Annotated in this window: 16 protein-coding genes; 7 read left to right on the top strand and 9 right to left on the bottom strand. The window is 36.8% G+C overall.

The window, feature by feature from the left end:
• Window positions 1-225: 225 nt before the first annotated feature.
• Window positions 226-1,170 (bottom strand): TAXI family TRAP transporter solute-binding subunit, encoded by a 945-nt coding sequence (locus H592_RS0118960; protein ID WP_245600454.1) that lies wholly within the window; start codon window positions 1,168-1,170, stop codon window positions 226-228.
• Window positions 1,171-2,013: 843 nt separating this feature from the next.
• On the opposite strand from H592_RS0118960, the gene H592_RS0118955 reads away from it, so the two are divergent.
• Window positions 2,014-2,709, top strand: a complete 696-nt coding sequence (locus H592_RS0118955) for a sulfotransferase family protein (protein WP_169727676.1) — start codon at window positions 2,014-2,016, stop codon at window positions 2,707-2,709.
• A gap of 113 nt (window positions 2,710-2,822) precedes the next feature.
• On the opposite strand, the gene H592_RS0118950 is transcribed toward H592_RS0118955, so the two are convergent.
• Complete coding sequence (locus tag H592_RS0118950; protein ID WP_028870164.1) at window positions 2,823-3,668, bottom strand: tRNA1(Val) (adenine(37)-N6)-methyltransferase; 846 nt, start codon at window positions 3,666-3,668, stop codon at window positions 2,823-2,825.
• 211 nt (window positions 3,669-3,879) lie between these two features.
• Here H592_RS0118950 and H592_RS0118945 point away from each other — a divergent pair, with 211 nt between their 5' ends.
• Window positions 3,880-4,983: a phosphoribosylaminoimidazolesuccinocarboxamide synthase gene (locus tag H592_RS0118945; RefSeq protein ID WP_028870163.1), complete on the top strand. Its 1,104-nt coding sequence runs from the start codon at window positions 3,880-3,882 to the stop codon at window positions 4,981-4,983.
• Between the two features lie 84 nt (window positions 4,984-5,067).
• On the top strand, window positions 5,068-5,277 hold the full coding sequence (locus H592_RS22845; protein ID WP_037072231.1) for a DUF2897 family protein: 210 nt from the start codon (window positions 5,068-5,070) through the stop codon (window positions 5,275-5,277).
• A gap of 121 nt (window positions 5,278-5,398) precedes the next feature.
• On the opposite strand, the gene bamC is transcribed toward H592_RS22845, so the two are convergent.
• A complete protein-coding gene (bamC, locus tag H592_RS0118935; RefSeq protein ID WP_028870162.1) occupies window positions 5,399-6,517 on the bottom strand; it encodes an outer membrane protein assembly factor BamC in 1,119 nt (372 codons plus the stop codon).
• A complete protein-coding gene (dapA, locus tag H592_RS0118930) occupies window positions 6,514-7,395 on the bottom strand; it encodes a 4-hydroxy-tetrahydrodipicolinate synthase (protein WP_028870161.1) in 882 nt (293 codons plus the stop codon). Before dapA ends, bamC begins: the two co-directional genes overlap by 4 nt.
• A 242-nt stretch (window positions 7,396-7,637) precedes the next feature.
• Here dapA and H592_RS0118925 point away from each other — a divergent pair, with 242 nt between their 5' ends.
• Window positions 7,638-8,489, top strand: a complete 852-nt coding sequence (locus H592_RS0118925; protein WP_028870160.1) for a tetratricopeptide repeat protein — start codon at window positions 7,638-7,640, stop codon at window positions 8,487-8,489.
• A 289-nt stretch (window positions 8,490-8,778) separates the two neighbouring features.
• Complete coding sequence (locus tag H592_RS0118920) at window positions 8,779-9,249, top strand: pyrimidine dimer DNA glycosylase/endonuclease V (RefSeq protein WP_028870159.1); 471 nt, start codon at window positions 8,779-8,781, stop codon at window positions 9,247-9,249.
• Window positions 9,250-9,347: 98 nt separating this feature from the next.
• Here the strand turns inward: H592_RS0118920 and bioD are convergent, their stop codons facing one another.
• From bioD to bioB, 4 genes are read right to left on the bottom strand one after another with little or no spacing between them, the layout of a single operon-like run.
• Complete coding sequence (gene bioD / locus H592_RS0118915; protein ID WP_084296333.1) at window positions 9,348-10,100, bottom strand: dethiobiotin synthase; 753 nt, start codon at window positions 10,098-10,100, stop codon at window positions 9,348-9,350.
• Between the two features lie 58 nt (window positions 10,101-10,158).
• Window positions 10,159-11,034: a malonyl-ACP O-methyltransferase BioC gene (gene bioC, locus H592_RS0118910; RefSeq protein ID WP_245600453.1), complete on the bottom strand. Its 876-nt coding sequence runs from the start codon at window positions 11,032-11,034 to the stop codon at window positions 10,159-10,161.
• Window positions 11,018-12,190, bottom strand: coding sequence for an 8-amino-7-oxononanoate synthase (gene bioF / locus H592_RS0118905; RefSeq protein ID WP_028870156.1), 1,173 nt, complete (start codon window positions 12,188-12,190; stop codon window positions 11,018-11,020). Before bioF ends, bioC begins: the two co-directional genes overlap by 17 nt.
• Window positions 12,191-12,192: 2 nt before the next feature.
• Window positions 12,193-13,248, bottom strand: coding sequence for a biotin synthase BioB (bioB, locus tag H592_RS0118900; RefSeq protein ID WP_028870155.1), 1,056 nt, complete (start codon window positions 13,246-13,248; stop codon window positions 12,193-12,195).
• A gap of 121 nt (window positions 13,249-13,369) precedes the next feature.
• On the opposite strand from bioB, the gene bioA reads away from it, so the two are divergent.
• Window positions 13,370-14,671, top strand: coding sequence for an adenosylmethionine--8-amino-7-oxononanoate transaminase (gene bioA / locus H592_RS0118895; RefSeq protein ID WP_051369270.1), 1,302 nt, complete (start codon window positions 13,370-13,372; stop codon window positions 14,669-14,671).
• Window positions 14,672-14,908: 237 nt separating this feature from the next.
• The gene (asnS, locus tag H592_RS0118890) at window positions 14,909-16,309 is read left to right on the top strand and encodes an asparagine--tRNA ligase (protein WP_028870153.1); all 1,401 of its coding nucleotides are present in this window, start codon (window positions 14,909-14,911) and stop codon (window positions 16,307-16,309) included.
• A gap of 280 nt (window positions 16,310-16,589) precedes the next feature.
• Here asnS and purF read toward each other — a convergent pair whose 3' ends face one another.
• On the bottom strand, window positions 16,590-18,104 hold the full coding sequence (purF, locus tag H592_RS0118885) for an amidophosphoribosyltransferase (protein ID WP_028870152.1): 1,515 nt from the start codon (window positions 18,102-18,104) through the stop codon (window positions 16,590-16,592).
• Window positions 18,105-18,185: the final 81 nt, after the last annotated feature.

Below are 18,185 nucleotides of genomic sequence, written 5' to 3'. Positions count from 1 at the left end.
ATTATTAGATTTATAGATTGGTTCTTGATTACGTTAATGATTAAATCAAGTTAAAAGACTGATGTTAAAAGTTGTACTTACCGTTAATTGTTGCTTGTTACATGTAATCTATTTATTGTTTTACACAAAATAAAACGGCTAATAAATACCTATTAACCGTTTTATTAATTATTCTCTCAAAGATTATTCACGTTGAACTTGTTCTTTAAGCGAAATCTATCGAGATTATTGCATTTGTTCTTTTAAGTATTTAAGTGAACCGGGGTGTAAATCAATCCCTTTTAATTTGTTCATGTTTTCTAATGTAGTGAATTTAGTCACACTGATCACTTGATTAATTTTGCTCATATTTTCAAAAGCAACTTTAGTCATTTTGTAAGCTAAATCAGTATCTAAGTTCTTATTAACGACTAAGATGTTCCACACTGCTGGTGCATTAAATGCGTTTACACCTTTATAACTACCAGCAGGTACTTCGATTTCTTGGTAAGAAGCATTACTTGCTGTGACTGCTTTCAGTTCTTCAGGCGTAAAAGATAAAATACGAATGTTGTGAGTAAAAGCAAGCTCTGTAATAGCACCTACGCCAATACTACCTACGATAGCACCAGCATCAATTTGTCCTGCAGAGATTGCACTGGTAGTCGCAGTGTAGTTAAGTGACTGCGCATCAATATCTTTTTCCGTAATACCCAAAGCAGCAAGAATATTAGTTGAACTTACACGTGTACCTGAACCCGGCGCACCTAGTGAAATACGCTTACCTTTAAGGTCTTGAATAGATTGAATTTTAGAATCTGCAGGCACAATAAACTGCACAACATTTGGATATAAAGCAAACAGTACAGAGACATCCATTTTACGTGGGAAAGGTTTAACACCCTCATGCGCTTGTAGCACAACATTACCCATGGCAATACCTGCAAGCTGCTTGTTTGTTGACACTTTGATAGTATTTTCAACAGATGCTGCCGTTACTTCCGCACGCATATCAAAGTCTTCTATATTTTCACTCCAGATTTTAGCCAGTATGCCACCGAGAGGATAATAGGTGCCACTTTGACTACCCGTACCGATGGTGTAGTTTTCCGCCATCGCATTGAATGAAAATAAACACGCTAATCCAATTATTCCGTTTTTAAAAATTTTCTGCATTTTAATTTTCTGCATTTTATTAATCCCTTTTAGTCTATTTGTATCTTGTTATCAATTTGTTATAGATGTGTAACCCGCAAAAGATTACCACTTAACTGTAACTACACAATGGTGTCATGTCACAAAGTTGTGGTTAGTACTGTTAGGCGCTTAGCTTTCTCAATAGATAATACAAAAATCGCACAAATTGAGCATTAAAAAGTCAGTTAAGGTGATTAGAAATGAGTAGTAATCGAAACAGTGAAGGTGAATGCAGTAAGCGGGAATACAGTAAAGCTGAATACAGCAAAACTCAGAGTTATTGACAGGAACTGGTTGGAACAAAGAGCGCATTACAGTGCGGCGTATTGCGTCACTATGGCAAGTATGTCAGGGTGAGTTAATCGTTATCAGTTAGTTGAATAAAGGAAGTTAAATAAAGCATATTCTATAAAGTAAACACAATAAAAATAGTAGGAGACTGTAATAAAAACTGTGTAACTGCTTATTTATAATCCTACTATTTGGAAAAGAATACGCAGTTATGGATCAGAAGCAATTAGAAGCGTTCGCTCGCGAAGCCGCTAAATCATTAAAAACCATATAGCTTTGAATTATTTATTTTTTTGAGTGTTAAGTTTAAGTACTTTTCTTAATTTAATATTAAGAATATTGATTAATATGCAGCTCTCTCTAATATGGTAACTCTTTTTGCGCCATTTTTAATATTAATAAGTTTGGGTAATAACATTACCTAGTCCATAATTGCATCTTATATCACTTTATTTTTAGAGGAATATTGATGGGCATTTCCATACCATTAAAAGTTTACTGTTATACATTCCTCATTCATCAACTTAAAAGCCACTCATAGCCATTATGCAGACTTCACTTCTAAAAAATCCAATTTCAACCGTTGATACCGCGGCAAATGTTGCTAAGCAAAAAATATTCATTATTGGGTTACCACGTACGGGTACAACCAGTATTAGTGTTGCCATGCTGGAACTTGGTTTTAAAGTTGCACACACCGCGTTTACCAAGCACACCTTTGAATTAGCAGATGTTATATCTGATGCCCCGTGTTTTTCTGATTATCAACAATTAGATACACTGTTTCCCGGTTCAAAGTTTATCTATTTAGAAAGAGAGTTATCGCAATGGATCCCGTCCATGCAACGTTTATTAGTAAAAATGGCACCTCACTTATTAACTAAAACCGGTCACTTTAGTCCCGTTTTAAAACGGGCTTTAAATATTTCCTTTGGTGAAGATCATCAATTAAGGGGGTCAGAAAAGCATCTTACAGAATGTTACTTATGTCATCAAAAACAGGTTCATCAATATTTTGAAGGCAGTAAAAATTTATTGACCATTAATTTGAGTCATGAAAATAGTTATATCGAGCTTTGTACTTTTCTTTCATTGGATTACAAAGATGGCACCAAATTTCCACACCTGAACAAAGGAGCACAAGTAGCAAATTGGAAAGCCTACAAACATACCAATAAAGTGAGCAGTTTCAGTGCTGGAAAAGAGCATCGACAATTCTTTGATTACATTAACAATGATTGATTACATTGATTAAGGCTAGTGTTCTTGTACTTCCTCATTTAAATCTTAATTAAGAACGCTACAATTAGTTATAGTAAGTTATAAAAAGTGCTAAATAGCGACACCTTCAAATACTACATCTTCAAGTAAAAGGCTTTCGTTAACTCAATAAATTCTTTTGAATAAGCTTGGCCATCATGAATAACAAGTTCATTTTTTAGCCATTCTGGCGTTAACATTGCTGAATTTAATCCCCGTTCCTTTAATGAATTTTCATTTAATCGATCTGTTTTTAGTAAATCTGGTTTATCTGAAACGGATGACTTTAAAGTACCTTTAGTTGTCGACTGTTTTGTTAATTCAATTAAAACACGGATAGCCGGTTTACTGCTGGTGGTTTTAACGTAAGTTAATCGCGTTAACGATAGCTTCAAAAAATGTTCAGCATCTGTGTTTTGTAATAAATTGATAAAACTGAGCCCTTCTTCTTTTGGTAATACAAAGTTTGCTGTGCCTTGTTCTGTTAATAACAGCGCACAGTAACTTAAAAGATTGTTGTGTGATAAAGCAGAAGTATGTCTCGCTACCGCACGTCGGGAATTGCTAGATTGCGCCCCATTATTAAAATATGGCGGATTACAAATAATCGCATCGAAGTTCGAGTGCGCTGTCACTTCATTTGTAAAGTCTTGGATTGATTGATGATGAATGCTTAAACGGCTTGCCCATGGACAATTAATTGCGTTTTCCTGTGCCGCTTTAAATGCATTTTTTTCAATTTCGACAGCGCTAATATGTGCAAGAGTGTTTCGTTGTGCACACATAATGGCCAATAACCCGGTACCGCATCCAATATCTAGGATCTTTTTAGCTGAGTTTATATTTGCCCAAGCACCTAGCAAAATGGCATCGGTACTCACCGGCATTCCACATTGATATGCATTGATATGAAATTGTTTAAAGGTAAAGTCTTTCGCCATTTATTTATTATCCTATTGGCACAATGCCATTTACCATTGGTTGTTAATTTGTCATCAACGTGTCGTGCTTAAGTATTCATTTTAATCGGTGCTTATTATAATGACCATGAGCCATTTTGACATGATAAGTTTTATAGTATCTGCTATCATCTTGGCTTTATTATTCCCAGCAGATTTATCTGCTCACTTTGACTTTTTATAGGATATTTTCATGAGTCTTGCCGACAAAGTATTAGCTGTAAACAACGATTTACCTATTCGTACAGACCAGCCAGTCCACAGTGGTAAAGTGCGTTCAGTTTATTGGTTAACAACTGAAGATAGCAAACGTTTAATTGAAGAAAAAGGCTACAATGTAGCAGCAGACGCGCCTCTAGCAATTATGGTTATCAGTGACCGTATTTCTGCATTTGACTGTATTTGGCACGGTGAAGGTGGTATGAATGGTGTTCCTGGAAAAGGGGCTGCACTTAATGCAATCTCTAATCACTGGTTTAAACTATTTAAAGAACAAGGTTTAGCAGACAGCCACATTTTAGATATCCCGCACCCCTTCGTTTGGATTGTACAAAAAGCACGTCCAATAATGATCGAAGCGATTGCTCGCCAATATATTACTGGTTCAATGTGGCGAGCTTACGAAAAAGGTGAGCGTGAATTTTGTGGCATTCAAATAGCCGATGGGTTATCTAACAATACAAAATTACCTGAATTACTGATCACTCCTTCTACTAAAGGGATTTTAAAAGGTATTCCAGGTGTTCAAGAAGCTGATGATGTTAATATTACACGTCATAACATTGAAGATAATTTTCAAGCATTTAATTTTACTTGTGCAGACCATATCAACGACTACGAGAAACTTTTAAAAGAAGGTTTTGATTTGATTAGTGCAGAATTAGCGAAGCTTGATCAAATTTTTGTTGATACAAAATTTGAATTTGGTTACGTAACAGATAAATCAGGTAACGAAAAATTAATTTACATGGATGAGGTGGGGACACCTGATTCATCACGAATTTGGGATGGTGCTGCTTACCGAGATGGTAAAATTGTTGAAAACTCTAAAGAAGACTTCCGTCAATTATTACTTAAGCATTTCCCAGATCCAGATATCTTATTAAATAAAGAGCGTATGCCTGAACGTTTTGCATTGGCAAAAGATAATGCGTTACCTGAATCTGTATTAATGCAAATATCTAAAACTTACACAGCTATTGCAGAAAAGATCATTGGTAAAGAAATTGTACTTTCAGAGAATCCAAAACAAGAAATCATCGATATTCTTCGTGAGCAATACAATCTAATCGACTAATGCTAGCTAATCTACTAGTAAAGGTTAATATCAAAGCAGAACTCGGTTCTGCTTTTTTTATCGCTATCGTTTGGAGAAATGATTATGTCTACTGGGTGGGTTATTTTTATTGTGGTGATTGTCTTAGGGATCATCCTTAGCAATATTTTATTGTTAAAACAAAGTGCTAATATGAAACTACCGGATAGTGTAGTGAAAGCGATCAAAGATAAAAAAGAAAAAGAAGCATTAGAGCAACAGAAACAACTTGAAGAAGAACAGGCTCAACAACAAAAAAATCAGGATAACAAATAGCATTAAAAGTTATAAGATAAATAGTGTTATCAGAAATAACATATTTAAAGAGCTACAGTGCATATAAATAAAAAAAGCCTAACTCGTTACAAGTCAGGCTCTAAATTTTTAAATACAACTTTTATAAAGGTTTAGTCTGAATATCATTTTCTAAAATAACACTGCGAATATTATCAGTGATACTTAAATATAACTCAGTCACTTCCTGGTCAGATAATTGTTTTTTATCAGCGTTTAACCACGTTAAAGATGTATCCCCACCGGTTAATTCACCTAATTGAACAAAGTACTCACCTTCCTCCAAGTTAATTGGATTCAAGTTTCTTTTCTGCCAATATTGTGCATCTTGAGATTCAAATTTAACGAGGAAGTAACCTAGATTCTTATCATTATCAACAGGACTAAAGCTCATTAACTGCAATAATGCAGGCAGTTTACGCCATACTTCTGTAAATTCTGCATCAATAATCCAAGCCGTTTGATGACTTTCATCAAAACCAAGTTTAATCGGTAAAGGCTTATTGTCAGCCGAGATTAACGCTTCAGATTCTTGCTTCAAGTAGGCAAAATTAAGCATGTCATTGATAAAGCGAATTTCTATGCTGCGTTTATTGCGGCCTTCTAAAATTTCTTTAACCGGCTCATTATCGTTTGACTGTTGATAACTTGTTGCGTCAACAGATAAAGAAATACTTCGCCCATCTCCGCCTTCCGCTAATTGTAATTGATAAGCACCTTCCTCACGCACTGTATTCTTGCTTAAACTGCCATAACTACGTTGGTTAACAACAAGGCCTGTATCAATACTTAGTGCTGTTCTATCTGCAACGACATTCTTAGCATCTTTAGATGCTAAATATTGTAGTGCTAAGTCCCACACTTTTTGTTCAATATTGGTTTCTTGTTTAAATGCATTAAACCAAACTTTACTCTGGGTAAGATCAGGATCCAGTAAAACACCATCAAGTACAGCCATCAATTGACTTGGAGGGCGAACATCTACATCTTTACCACTTAATCCTAGCTTTTCTTGCTGCGTTGAAAGTGCTTGAATATCAAAAGTAGAACGATTTTCTAATGTTGAAAAATTTCCACTATCAAATTTTTCAATGAGTGTCGCTTGTAGATAATCATCATTACCTTCTGCTTGTGTTCTAGTATCAAACCTAGCACAGCTAGTGATCGCTGAACTTAGGATCACCAAACTAGCAATTTTAGTCAGTGCGTTGTTTTTTATCATGACAGTAATTTTGCTTCTATTAAGGCATTTCGAACAGTACCCTGATACTGCTCAGATAATGTTGTTAATGGTAAACGTAACGTAGGAGTAGGAATTAAACCTAGCTCCGCACAGGCCCATTTAACTGGAATTGGATTTGCTTCATGATAAAGGTTGGTATGAATAGGCATTAATTGAGCATTGATAGCTTGTGCTTTTTCAATTTCACCAGCCAGTGCATGTTCGCACATTTCAGCCATTTCAACGGGAGCAATATTGGTAGATACAGAAATGACTCCATGACCACCTTGTAACATAAAGTCACAACCTGTTGCATCATCTCCACTATAAAGTACAAAATCCTCAGGCAAAATTGCTTTTAATTCAGCAAGGCGTTGTAAGTCACCGGTTGCTTCTTTAATACCAATAATATTTGGAATTTTAGCTAAACGCGCAACTGTTTCAGGCAACATATCGACGGAAGTTCTGCCAGGTACGTTATATAGAATTTGTGGTAATTCACACGATTCAGCAATCGCTTTAAAGTGAAGGTATAAACCTTCTTGAGTTGGTTTATTGTAATAAGGAGTTACATTTAAACCTGCAACAATGCCACTATTAGTAAATAATTTGCTTAATGCAATTGCTTCAGATGTTGAATTAGCCCCATTACCTGCAATCACAGGAATTCGACCCGCAGCATAAGCGATAGTACGTTCAACAACTTTAACATGGTCATCAACACTAAAAGTTGCTGACTCACCAGATGTCCCTACAGCAACTATGGCTGCAGTTTTTGATTTAATATGGAACTCTACAAGTTCTTTTAATGCATTATAATCAATTTCGCCGGTCTCATCCATTGGGGTTACGAGTGCTACGATACTACCTGTTAACATGTAAATGCTCCTTTTATTGAGCGTCTAATGTTACTTTTGCAAGCCTTTAAAAACAAGAAGAAAAATCAACTGATTACTTCTCTGAGCGAATATTTATAACATTGTTGCAGATGCTCACCTTTTTCTACGTTAATGACTTGATAATTGCGCTAATATCAAACGCATAGTCTTTGCTGTCCAGTAATCTTCACGTATCATTGCCAAACATTCGTAGAATATTTATTAAAGAGGAAAAACCGAATATGCAAGCAGATATATTTGATGTAACCGTGCAAGATTTCCAAACTATAATTGCGCAAGGTTCAGTAAATAAACCTGTGCTGGCTGTTTTTTGGTCAAGCCAATGTACTATCTGTGGTGCTTTGTTGCCTTTGCTTGAGCAACTACAAAGAGAACATGCTAATGGCTTTACACTCGCCAAAATAAACTGCGAGACAGAGCAACAAATTGTGCAGCATTTTGAAATTAAAAGTGTGCCAACGGTATATATGTTTGTAAATGGACAAGGAGTTGATGGCTTTGCTGGAGAGCAAACGACCGACTTTATAAATAACTTCATCAAGAAACATCTGCCCGCCCCCGCACTGGCATTGCTAGGTGATGCGCAAACACTATTTGCTCAAGGTAAATTAGGTGAGGCGAAAGCAACCATTATACAAGCACAAAAGCTAAGCCCTGAAGATAACCAAATTAAACTTGCAACGGCACAAATTTATTTAGCCTTGGGTGAATTTGAAAATGCAAAACCTATTTTAGCGGCTATTCCTATGGCAGATCAAAATATGATTTATCATAATCTGATGTCAGAGTTACAACTCGCAGAACAATCAGCACAAACGCCAGAAATAACCGCATTGGAAAATGCGTTAATGGATGCTGCGGATAAACAACCGATTCAATACCAACTTGCTATTCAATACCATCAAGCCAAACGTTTTAGTGAAGCACTTGCTCTTTTATATAGCTTGTTATGTCACGACTTAGGCTATGAAAATGGCGATGCTAAAAAAACCATGTTAGATATTTTAGCCTCCGTAGATGATACAACTTTGGTGTCAGAATACCGTCGTAAACTTTATAGTTTGTTGTATTAGCTATTAGTTTCGAAAGCTTCCAAGTTTAAATAAACGGATACTTAATAAAATTATAGTCTCAGATAGTATCCGTTTAAACAGTATCCGCATAACTGGGCTCCAAGCATTTCAAATTCTTATTATACTTAGTAAAACCCGTGCGATATAAAAATGCTAAATTTGTATATTTTCACAGTTCCAGTGTTCATAAGATAAAGTATGAATCTAGCGCGCTAATTATTCAAAAACAGATCCTAAAATTGATTTAATGCGTATAGCAGCATAGGTAAAAAATTTACTAGAGGCTGTAATGAACATATTCATATTAGATAAAGATATTAAACAGTGCGCTCAATACCATTGCGATCAACACGTTGTAAAAATGATCTTAGAAAGTGTACAACTACTTTGTACTGCATTAAATAAAAAAGGATTTGTTACCCCTTATAAGTCGACACACATTAAACATCCCAGTGTATTATGGGTAGAGGAGTCCTACGACAATTTTATTTGGTTACGCGATTTAAGCGTCGCTTTAAATGATGAGTATAAGTATCGTTATAATAAACAACACGACCATAAGTCGATGGCCGTTTTACCAATTATTGAGCAATATACTTTTCCTGCTATCGGTTTAACTCCCTTTCCCCAAGCAATGCCAGACATTTATAAAGTCGAAGGTAATGCTGTCGAGGCTTACCGACAATTTTATCGTGGAGATAAAGCAAAGTTTGCAAAGTGGACTAAACGCGCTGTGCCAGATTGGTTTGAAAGCATTTAAATGTTAACTGTTTATAGTTAACATTATGTAAAGTGACAGGTAAATTAACTAAATTAACTAAATTAACTAAATTAACTAAATTAACTAAATTAACTAAATTAAATAAAGGTTACATTGATATATTGCGCCAAATTCTGTTGTTCAATATCCTCTAAATAGGGTATTTCAGCAAGTAATGGCGCATTAATGAAATCTGTTAAAGTGCCAATATTTTGCTGCACATAGGGCATTTCCGCTTGTAGATAATTGGCAATCCAACCAGCTATATTTAGCCCACTTTGTTGAATGCTCTGAGCAGTTAATAACGCATGGTTTAAACATCCTAGTTTTAAACCCACCACTAAAATAACCGGCATTTCATTTGCAACGACCCATTCTGAAAATAACTGATGCTTATTAATTGGCAAGTGCCACCCACCCGCACCTTCTACAAATAAGCATTGAGGCAACTGCTGTTGTAAGAATGTTAAACCTTGATCTACCGTAGTGAGATTAATAGGCTGATTAGTTTCACTGGCGGCAATATGTGGGGCGATAGGTTGCTGGTAAGCAATCGGATTAACCGCGGTATAGTCTACTTGTAAGCTACTATTTTGCTGTAAAATTAACGCGTCGTCATTACGTAACCCTTGTTCAGTTTGACTACAACCTGCCGATATAGGTTTATAGGCCAAGGTGCTTTTACCTTGTTCATTAGCCGCTTGCAATAATGCTTTGGTACAAATAGTTTTACCCACGTCTGTATCTGTTCCGGTGATAAAATACGTAGTAGAAGCAAGTTTTGTGTTGATCCTAGCAAGCGTACTGAGGTCAGTTTTTGATCGTGTTGCGTCTAAAGTAAATTGTGGCATTGTTTACTCATTTTTTAAAAGGTTGTTAAGAAGCGATGCTAGCAATACCGGCATTAGCTTATTTTTGTGCAATAATATAACAAACTTGATAACTCAAATTATAATAACCGTCTTGGTCTTTAAATGGTTGATAACCAAGCTCTAATTGCTTTAATAATTGCCTATTTGATGTTTGCTTGGTGTCTCTATCATGTACATGATTAGCCCCAATCCCTTTTAGCGCCTTGAGCACACTAATAACATCTGTGTATTTTTTAATACGTGTTTCTGTGAAGATATTAACTCGCTGATAACCGGCTAGTTTTACAGCAATCAAAACCTGTTCTTTAGTTAAAAAGTGATTAACGTGTACCGCGCTATCAACACTTTTCCAAGCTTGTTGAAGCTCAAAGAGTGATCCATCAAGTAAGGTAGAAAAACACAAGTTGCCACCGTTGTTAAGGGCTTGATTAGTTTGTTGTAATGATAAACTTAGTTGCTCACTCCACTGTAATACTAAGTTTGAAAAAATGAGATCAAATTGCCCTGCGATAAATGGCTGAGCATCAATATCCCCTTCTATATAACAACATTGAGATAGTTTTCTTTGCGCAGTTTGTTGCAACATCTGTGGAGATAAATCAAAACAGGTAAGTGATGCTTTAATGCTCATATCACGTAATAAAGCAGAAAAATAACCCGTACCACAACCTAAATCGAGTATCGAAGTAGATTGCTTGGCCGTAACAGGCATCAGGCCAAATAGATGGTGCCCTATCTCTCTTTGTAACTCTGCAAAATGATCGTAATGATCGGCCGCTTTTGAAAAAGAGGCTTTGACTGCTTCTTTGTTTATCGCCTTTTTACTTGTATTAGCTAAAGCCATGTTTGCTTGATTAATAGAATCTATTACAAACTGTCGTTTTACGAGTTTTTTATTAGAAGTTATTTGCATCAATAGCCTGTTTAATCTGTTTGACAAGTATTTCAATATCTTGTTTTAGATGCTGACTGGTAAGCGTTATTCTTAATCTAGCACTGCCCTTAGCGACTGTTGGCGGACGTATCGCCGTTGTCCAAAAGCCTTTATCTTTTAAGTATTGACTAACCGCTAAGGCAGTATTACTCGATCCAATTAATACCGGTTGAATAGCAGTATTTGAAGGCATTAAAGGAATTTCGTAGTGTGCAGATAAGTGCTTAAAGTAACGAATTAATTCGCATAACTGGTCACGACGCCACTGCTGTGTTTGTGCTAAATGAGCAGCCTGGCCAATGCAATACACCATTGCCGGCGGTAAACCTGTGGTGTAAATATAAGGTTTTGAAAAGTTATTAATATAATCGATAAGTTGCGATGAACCAGAGACAAAAGCGCCACCCACACCTAAGGCTTTACCGAAAGTGGCCATATAAATATTTACATCGCTGTTATCAAGCTGCTGATCAACAACCGTACCTTTACCCTCTTTACCTAATACGCCTAAACCGTGTGCATCATCAATCATTAACCAAGCTTTATGCGCGCTGCATTGTTGTTTAAGTGCGTTGATAGGGGCACTATCGCCATCCATACTAAATACCCCTTCTGAAATAACGAGCTTGTTTTCGGTTTGTTGGTGGGTATTTAAAATGCTGGCAAGGTGTTGCATATCATTATGCTTAAAACGTTGCATTTTAGCAGCACTGATAGAGCCGGCTTCCATCAAAGAAGCATGATTTATTTTGTCTTGAACTAATAAATCATTTTTTGAGAGTAGTAATTTTATTAAAGCTTGATTCGCCGAGTACCCAGAGCTAAAAAGTGCAACGGCTTCTAACCCTAACCACTCTTGCAGTTGCTGCGTCACATCGTGATGCACTTTATTATACCCGGTCACCAAATAGGAGCCACCGCTGCCAATACCAAATAAATCAGCACCTTTCTTCCAAGCATTAATCAATAACGGATCTGAAGCTAAGCCCAAATAGTCGTTGCTAGAAAAGTTAAGGTACTGTTTTCCGTTAACTTCAATATAACGTGCTTGTTTACCCGTGACTGGAACAGAAGCGCGGTGTAAGTGTTGCTGTTTACGCTGAGCAAGTTGCTCAGCAATAAAAGAAAAAGCCATGTTTATACTTTACTGGTTGCATCGTAAAACAATTCATCTTTCTCGCTATGTCGAATAATAGCGGCATCCACTGTTTTTTCAGCTTCGTAAGGCGATAGATTTATCTCTTCTTTATTGATACCTAACTTATTAAACAAACGCATATCAGAGTTTTCATCAGGATTTGCTGTGGTTAGTAACTTGCAACCATAGAAAATAGAGTTAGCACCGGCCATAAAACATAATGCCTGTGTTTGTTCAGACATATCTTCCCGACCCGCTGATAAACGAACATGCGATTTAGGCATCAAAATACGCGCGATAGCAATGGTTTTAATAAACTCAAAATCATCAAGATCTTCTACACTATCCAATGGTGTGCCTTTCACTTTCACTAGCTTATTAATCGGTACACTTTCAGGTTGTACGGGTAAATTAGCTAATTGTACTAATAAGCCTGAACGATCTTTGCCTTCTTCACCTAAACCAACAATACCGCCGCTACATACTTTCATACCGGCACTACGAACGTTGTCCAAAGTATCTAACCTTTCTTGGTAGCTACGTGTCGTAATAATTTCACCGTAATATTCAGGTGAAGTATCTAAGTTATGATTGTAATAATCTAAACCGGCGTTGGAGAGTTGTTGTGCTTGATTATCATCTAACATACCTAAGGTCATGCAAGACTCTAAGCCTAACGATTTAACCTCTTTAATCATTTCTACTAAATAAGGCATATCGCGTTGTTTTGGGTTTTTCCATGCAGCGCCCATACAAAAGCGAGTAGACCCCGTCGCTTTTGCATCTTTAGCAGCCTTGATCACTTTTTCAACTTCCATTAACGTTTCTTTTTCAAGACCCGTATCATAACGTGCACTTTGCGGACAGTACTTACAATCTTCAGGGCAAGCACCGGTTTTGATCGACAATAAAGTACTAACTTGAACTTGGTTATTAGGAAAGTGAGCACGATGTATTGTTTGTGCTTGAAACATTAAATCCATGAAAGGTAATGCATATAACGCATTCACTTCTGCAACAGACCAATCGTGTCGAATTTGTGTTTTATTAACCATGTTACTTGAAATAGCATTGTTCATTGTTATAACCCTGTGCAGAAAAATATTTGGTTAGTTTAATGTTGAAAGTTACACTGTCAACTTTAAAGCTTACTTTTACTTTACATGTGGTCGCAAAATGAACGATAAACAGATAAATAAGCAAGAAATCGACTTATCTTATGATAAACAGCATATTTGGCATCCTTATACTTCAATGACAACCCCTATTCCATGTTATCCCGTAGACAGTGCAAATGGATGCACTATTTCATTAACATCTGGTGAAGTATTAGTTGATGGTATGTCATCTTGGTGGGCTTGTTTGTTTGGTTATAATGTTAAAGAATTAAACGAAGCAGCCACACAACAACTCGCAAAAATGTCACATGTGATGTTTGGCGGCTTAACTCACCAACCTGCTGTTGACCTTGCAAAAACATTAATAGAGATCACTCCAAAGGGGCTAGAAAAAGTATTCTTTAGCGACTCAGGTAGTGTTGCTGTGGAAGTTGCCATGAAAATGGCACTACAATATTGGCAATCACTCGGACAAAATAAAACAAAATTTATTGCACTTAAAAAAGGCTATCACGGCGATACCTTTGCTGCCATGAGTGTGACTGATCCTGAAGGTTCGATGCATGAACTATATCAAGACTTTGTTGCTAAAAACTACTTTACTGAGCAACCCAGTATTAACTTTGACCAACCTTGGCAACAAAGTGCAATGGACGATCTTTCTACTCTTTTAGCAGAAAATCATCAACACATCGCAGCTTTAATTCTCGAGCCTATTGTCCAAGGTGCTGGCGGCATGCACTTTTACCATCCTAATTATCTCAAAGCAGCAAGATCTTTATGTGATCAATACGGGGTGCTGCTGATCGCCGATGAAATTGCAACGGGGTTTGGTCGAACTGGTAAACTATTTGCTTGTGAACACGCAGACATCAGCCCTGACATTCTATGTCTAGGCAAGGCTATCACTGGTGGATATATGAGTTTTGCTGCAACGCTTGCTACTACAAAAGTTGCCACAACGATTAGTGAAGGTAAAGCCGGAGTATTTATGCACGGGCCTACTTTCATGGGAAATGCTTTAGCTTGTTCGGTTGCCAACGCCAACCTTAAAAAACTCTTAAGCACAGATTGGCAACAATTAGTTTTCTCTATTTCGTCACAATTAAATAGTCAGCTTTTACGCTGTGAACAATTACCAAGTGTTAATAAGGTGCGCGTATTAGGTGCAATTGGTGTGGTTGAATTGCACCGATCTGTTGATATGGTTAACATTCAAAAACAGTTTGTAAACTTAGGCGTTTGGATCCGCCCCTTTGGTAAGCTTATTTATGTGATGCCACCCTACGTAGCATCCAAGAAGCAAATTAATAAACTATGTGATGCTATTTACCAAGTATGTAAAAAAATCGATGAGTAAAAATTTTATTAGCTTTAACTTTTCTCTTCGTCTTGTGTTTATCAATAATTAAACACCATTAAGAGAATAAAAGCTTGTAGTTATCGAAGCTGACTATTTAATGCGCTTTTATAGGGTAATAGTGGCATTAATATAGAATGAGAGACTTGTATCTAAAACTGGCCAAGGTAATATAAGCAGCTATCAATATTTTTAGTATAAAACAGTTAAGACTGTGATTATGGAGCACTATTTAAGATGTCAAAAACACCCATTGTTGATATTTTCAACAGCAAATTTGCATTAGGCAGCCAAGTGACAGTAAAAGGTTGGATCCGAACTCGTCGTGATTCAAAAGCTGGCATATCATTTCTAAACATTTATGACGGTTCATGCTTCGATCCAATTCAAGCTGTTGTACCTGCTGAATTAGAAAATTATACTACCGACGTATTAAATTTATCGGCAGGTTGTAGTGTTGCGGTCACTGGTGAGTTAGTTGAAAGCCCAGGAAAAGGCCAGCAGTTTGAATTACAAGCAACATCAGTGGTTGTTCATGGTTTTGTACAAGACCCAGATACTTACCCGATGTCAGCTAAACGCCATAGTATTGAATATATGCGTGAGCATGCACACCTTCGCCCTCGTACTAATATGTTTGGTGCAGTTACGCGTGTACGTAACTGTTTATCTCATGCAATTCATAATTTCTTTTATGAGCGAGGATTTAATTGGATCAGTACGCCAATCATCACAGGTAGTGACTGTGAAGGTGCTGGTGAAATGTTCCAAGTAAGTACTTTAGATCTAGAAAATTTACCACGTGATGCTGAAGGTAAGATTGATTACAAAAAAGATTTCTTCGGTAAAGAAACGTTTCTAACCGTTTCTGGACAATTAAACGCAGAAACTTATGCTTGTGCGTTAAGTAATGTCTACACTTTTGGTCCAACTTTCCGTGCCGAAAACTCAAACACTACTCGTCACTTGGCTGAATTCTGGATGGTAGAACCTGAAATTGCTTTTGCTGACTTATCTGATGCAGCGCAATTAGCTGAAGATATGTTGAAATATGTATTCAATGCAGTGTTAACAGAGCGTGCCGATGACATGGCCTTTTTTGCTGAGCGTGTAGATAAAGAAGCAATCACACGTTTACAAAATATGGTTAACTCTGAATTTGTACGTATGGATTACACAGACGCGATTGATATTCTACAAAAATGCGATAAAACCTTTGAATATCCTGTTGAATGGGGCGTAGATTTACAATCTGAACATGAACGTTACCTTGCTGAAGAACATGTTGGTGCGCCAATTATTCTACAAAATTACCCGAAAGATATTAAAGCTTTCTACATGAAATTAAACGCTGATGGTAAAACGGTAGCAGCGATGGATGTATTAGCACCGGGGATTGGTGAAATCATTGGTGGTAGTCAACGTGAAGAAGACCTAGTAGCTTTAGATAAACGTCTTGAAGAGATGGGATTAGATAAAGAAGATTACAGCTGGTACCGTGATTTACGTAAATACGGCACGGTTCCTCATGCTGGATTCGGACTTGGTTTTGAGCGTTTAGTGTCGTACGTAACGGGTGTTCAAAATATCCGTGACGTTATTGCATTCCCACGTGCTCCAGGCAGCGCTGAATTCTAAATTACGTCAGTAATTTGTTCTAGTAAAAAATCAAACCAGCTTAACGGCTGGTTTTTTTACAGCTAAAATAAATCTATTAGTAATATAGTAAGCCAGTAAACTTTACCTACAAACTCTCAGCTACAAATAAAGTTATTATTACCAACAAATATGTGATCAATTGTTACGTAGGGAAATAAATCACTTAATTTGTCAGATAGATTTCTCATTAAGGCTAACACTAAAAAGCACAGCCGAAGCTGTGCTTTTAGATCATTCTAAGAAAAACTAATCAATGGGATTACGATTCGTTGTACATCTCTAAATTAGCAATTTCTTCTTTTTGAGTTTGGATTTTCTTAGCATCTTCACTACGTAAACTTGCTAAATAATCAAAATATTCTTTATTGATACCAGCAGTCACGTATTTACCATCAAATACTGAACACTCAAACTCTTTAATTGATGGATTTTGCTTGCCAACCGCATCTTTTAAATCTTGTAGGTCTTGGAATATTAATTTATCAGTACCAATACAATCGCTGATTTGTTCAACATTCCGACCATGTGCAATCAATTCTTCAGGTGTTGGCATATCAATACCATACACATTTGGAAAACGCACTTCTGGCGCAGCTGAAGCTAGGTATACTTTTTTAGCACCCGCTTCTCTTACCATTTCAATGATCTGCTCTGATGTTGTGCCACGTACAATTGAGTCATCAACTAGTAAAACATTTTTACCTTTAAATTCAGCAGTAATTGGATTTAACTTACGACGTACAGATTTACGACGTTGGGTTTGACCCGGCATGATAAAGGTACGACCAATGTAGCGATTTTTTACAAAGCCTTGGCGATACGGTAATCCTAATTCAACAGAAATTTCTAAAGCTATATCATTAGAGGTTTCTGGAATTGGAATAACAGCATCAATATCCACATCTGCCCAATCACGTTTAATTTTGGCACCTAATTTACGGCCCATTTCTAAACGCGCTTCATACACAGAAATACCATTTAATGTTGAATCTGGACGTGCAAAATAGACATATTCAAAAATACACGGCGTTAACGATGTTTTCTCAGCACATTGCTGGGTAAATAATTTTCTATTTTCAGTAATGTATACTGCTTCACCCGGTTCAACGTCACGTAAAAATCTGAAACCAATGGTATCAAGTCCTACACTTTCAGAAGCAACGATGTACTCAATATCGCCTTCATCTGTTTGGCGAGATCCAAGTACTAAAGGACGAATACCGTCTGGGTCACGAAAAGCAATTAAACCATGGTCAATGATCAAAGCAGTCACTGCATAAGCACCACTGATTTGTTTATGTACTTCTGAAATCGCATTAAAGATATCGTCAGCGGATAAATGATCTGTTTTAGTTTTACCTAATTCAGCAGCTAGGGTATTTAACAACAGCTCTGAATCAGAAGTAGTATTAATATGACGACGCGACTTAATTAACGCAGCACGTAATTCTTTGGCATTAGTTAAGTTACCGTTATGTGCTAGAGAAATCCCCCAAGGAGAGTTAACGTAGAATGGTTGTGCTTCAGCAGCGCTAGAGCTACCTGCAGTAGGGTAACGCACGTGGCCAATACCACTATTACCTTTTAGACGTTGCATATGTTTAGTTTCAAAAACATCTTTAACTAAACCGTTTGCTTTACGTTGTTTAAAGTTACCACCATATGTCGTAACAATTCCCGCTGCGTCTTGCCCGCGGTGTTGCAATACGGTCAATGCATCATAAATACTTTGATTGACAGGAGTTGAACCAACGATACCCACTATTCCACACATAAGTTAAAGCCTTTCTATTTTTGAGAGTGTTCACAAAAAAGTACAAATTAATGTACCTTAAAATTGAGTAACTAATTTAAA

Origin of the sequence: Psychromonas arctica DSM 14288, from assembly GCF_000482725.1 — a bacterium.
GTDB classification, from domain to species: Bacteria; Pseudomonadota; Gammaproteobacteria; order Enterobacterales; family Psychromonadaceae; genus Psychromonas; species Psychromonas arctica.
This window is presented reverse-complemented; position numbering and strand designations above follow the sequence as displayed.

What these genes read in the sequence shown, in the direction of transcription:
- H592_RS0118960 (WP_245600454.1), bottom strand. Translation starts at nt 1,170, where the DNA reads ATGCAGAAAATTAAAATGCAGAAAATTTTTAAAAACGGAATAATTGGA.
- H592_RS0118955 (WP_169727676.1), top strand. Translation starts at nt 2,014, where the DNA reads ATGCAGACTTCACTTCTAAAAAATCCAATTTCAACCGTTGATACCGCG.
- H592_RS0118950 (WP_028870164.1), bottom strand. Translation starts at nt 3,668, where the DNA reads ATGGCGAAAGACTTTACCTTTAAACAATTTCATATCAATGCATATCAA.
- H592_RS0118945 (WP_028870163.1), top strand. Translation starts at nt 3,880, where the DNA reads ATGAGTCTTGCCGACAAAGTATTAGCTGTAAACAACGATTTACCTATT.
- H592_RS22845 (WP_037072231.1), top strand. Translation starts at nt 5,068, where the DNA reads ATGTCTACTGGGTGGGTTATTTTTATTGTGGTGATTGTCTTAGGGATC.
- bamC (WP_028870162.1), bottom strand. Translation starts at nt 6,517, where the DNA reads ATGATAAAAAACAACGCACTGACTAAAATTGCTAGTTTGGTGATCCTA.
- dapA (WP_028870161.1), bottom strand. Translation starts at nt 7,395, where the DNA reads ATGTTAACAGGTAGTATCGTAGCACTCGTAACCCCAATGGATGAGACC.
- H592_RS0118925 (WP_028870160.1), top strand. Translation starts at nt 7,638, where the DNA reads ATGCAAGCAGATATATTTGATGTAACCGTGCAAGATTTCCAAACTATA.
- H592_RS0118920 (WP_028870159.1), top strand. Translation starts at nt 8,779, where the DNA reads ATGAACATATTCATATTAGATAAAGATATTAAACAGTGCGCTCAATAC.
- bioD (WP_084296333.1), bottom strand. Translation starts at nt 10,100, where the DNA reads ATGCCACAATTTACTTTAGACGCAACACGATCAAAAACTGACCTCAGT.
- bioC (WP_245600453.1), bottom strand. Translation starts at nt 11,034, where the DNA reads ATGCAAATAACTTCTAATAAAAAACTCGTAAAACGACAGTTTGTAATA.
- bioF (WP_028870156.1), bottom strand. Translation starts at nt 12,190, where the DNA reads ATGGCTTTTTCTTTTATTGCTGAGCAACTTGCTCAGCGTAAACAGCAA.
- bioB (WP_028870155.1), bottom strand. Translation starts at nt 13,248, where the DNA reads ATGGTTAATAAAACACAAATTCGACACGATTGGTCTGTTGCAGAAGTG.
- bioA (WP_051369270.1), top strand. Translation starts at nt 13,370, where the DNA reads ATGAACGATAAACAGATAAATAAGCAAGAAATCGACTTATCTTATGAT.
- asnS (WP_028870153.1), top strand. Translation starts at nt 14,909, where the DNA reads ATGTCAAAAACACCCATTGTTGATATTTTCAACAGCAAATTTGCATTA.
- purF (WP_028870152.1), bottom strand. Translation starts at nt 18,104, where the DNA reads ATGTGTGGAATAGTGGGTATCGTTGGTTCAACTCCTGTCAATCAAAGT.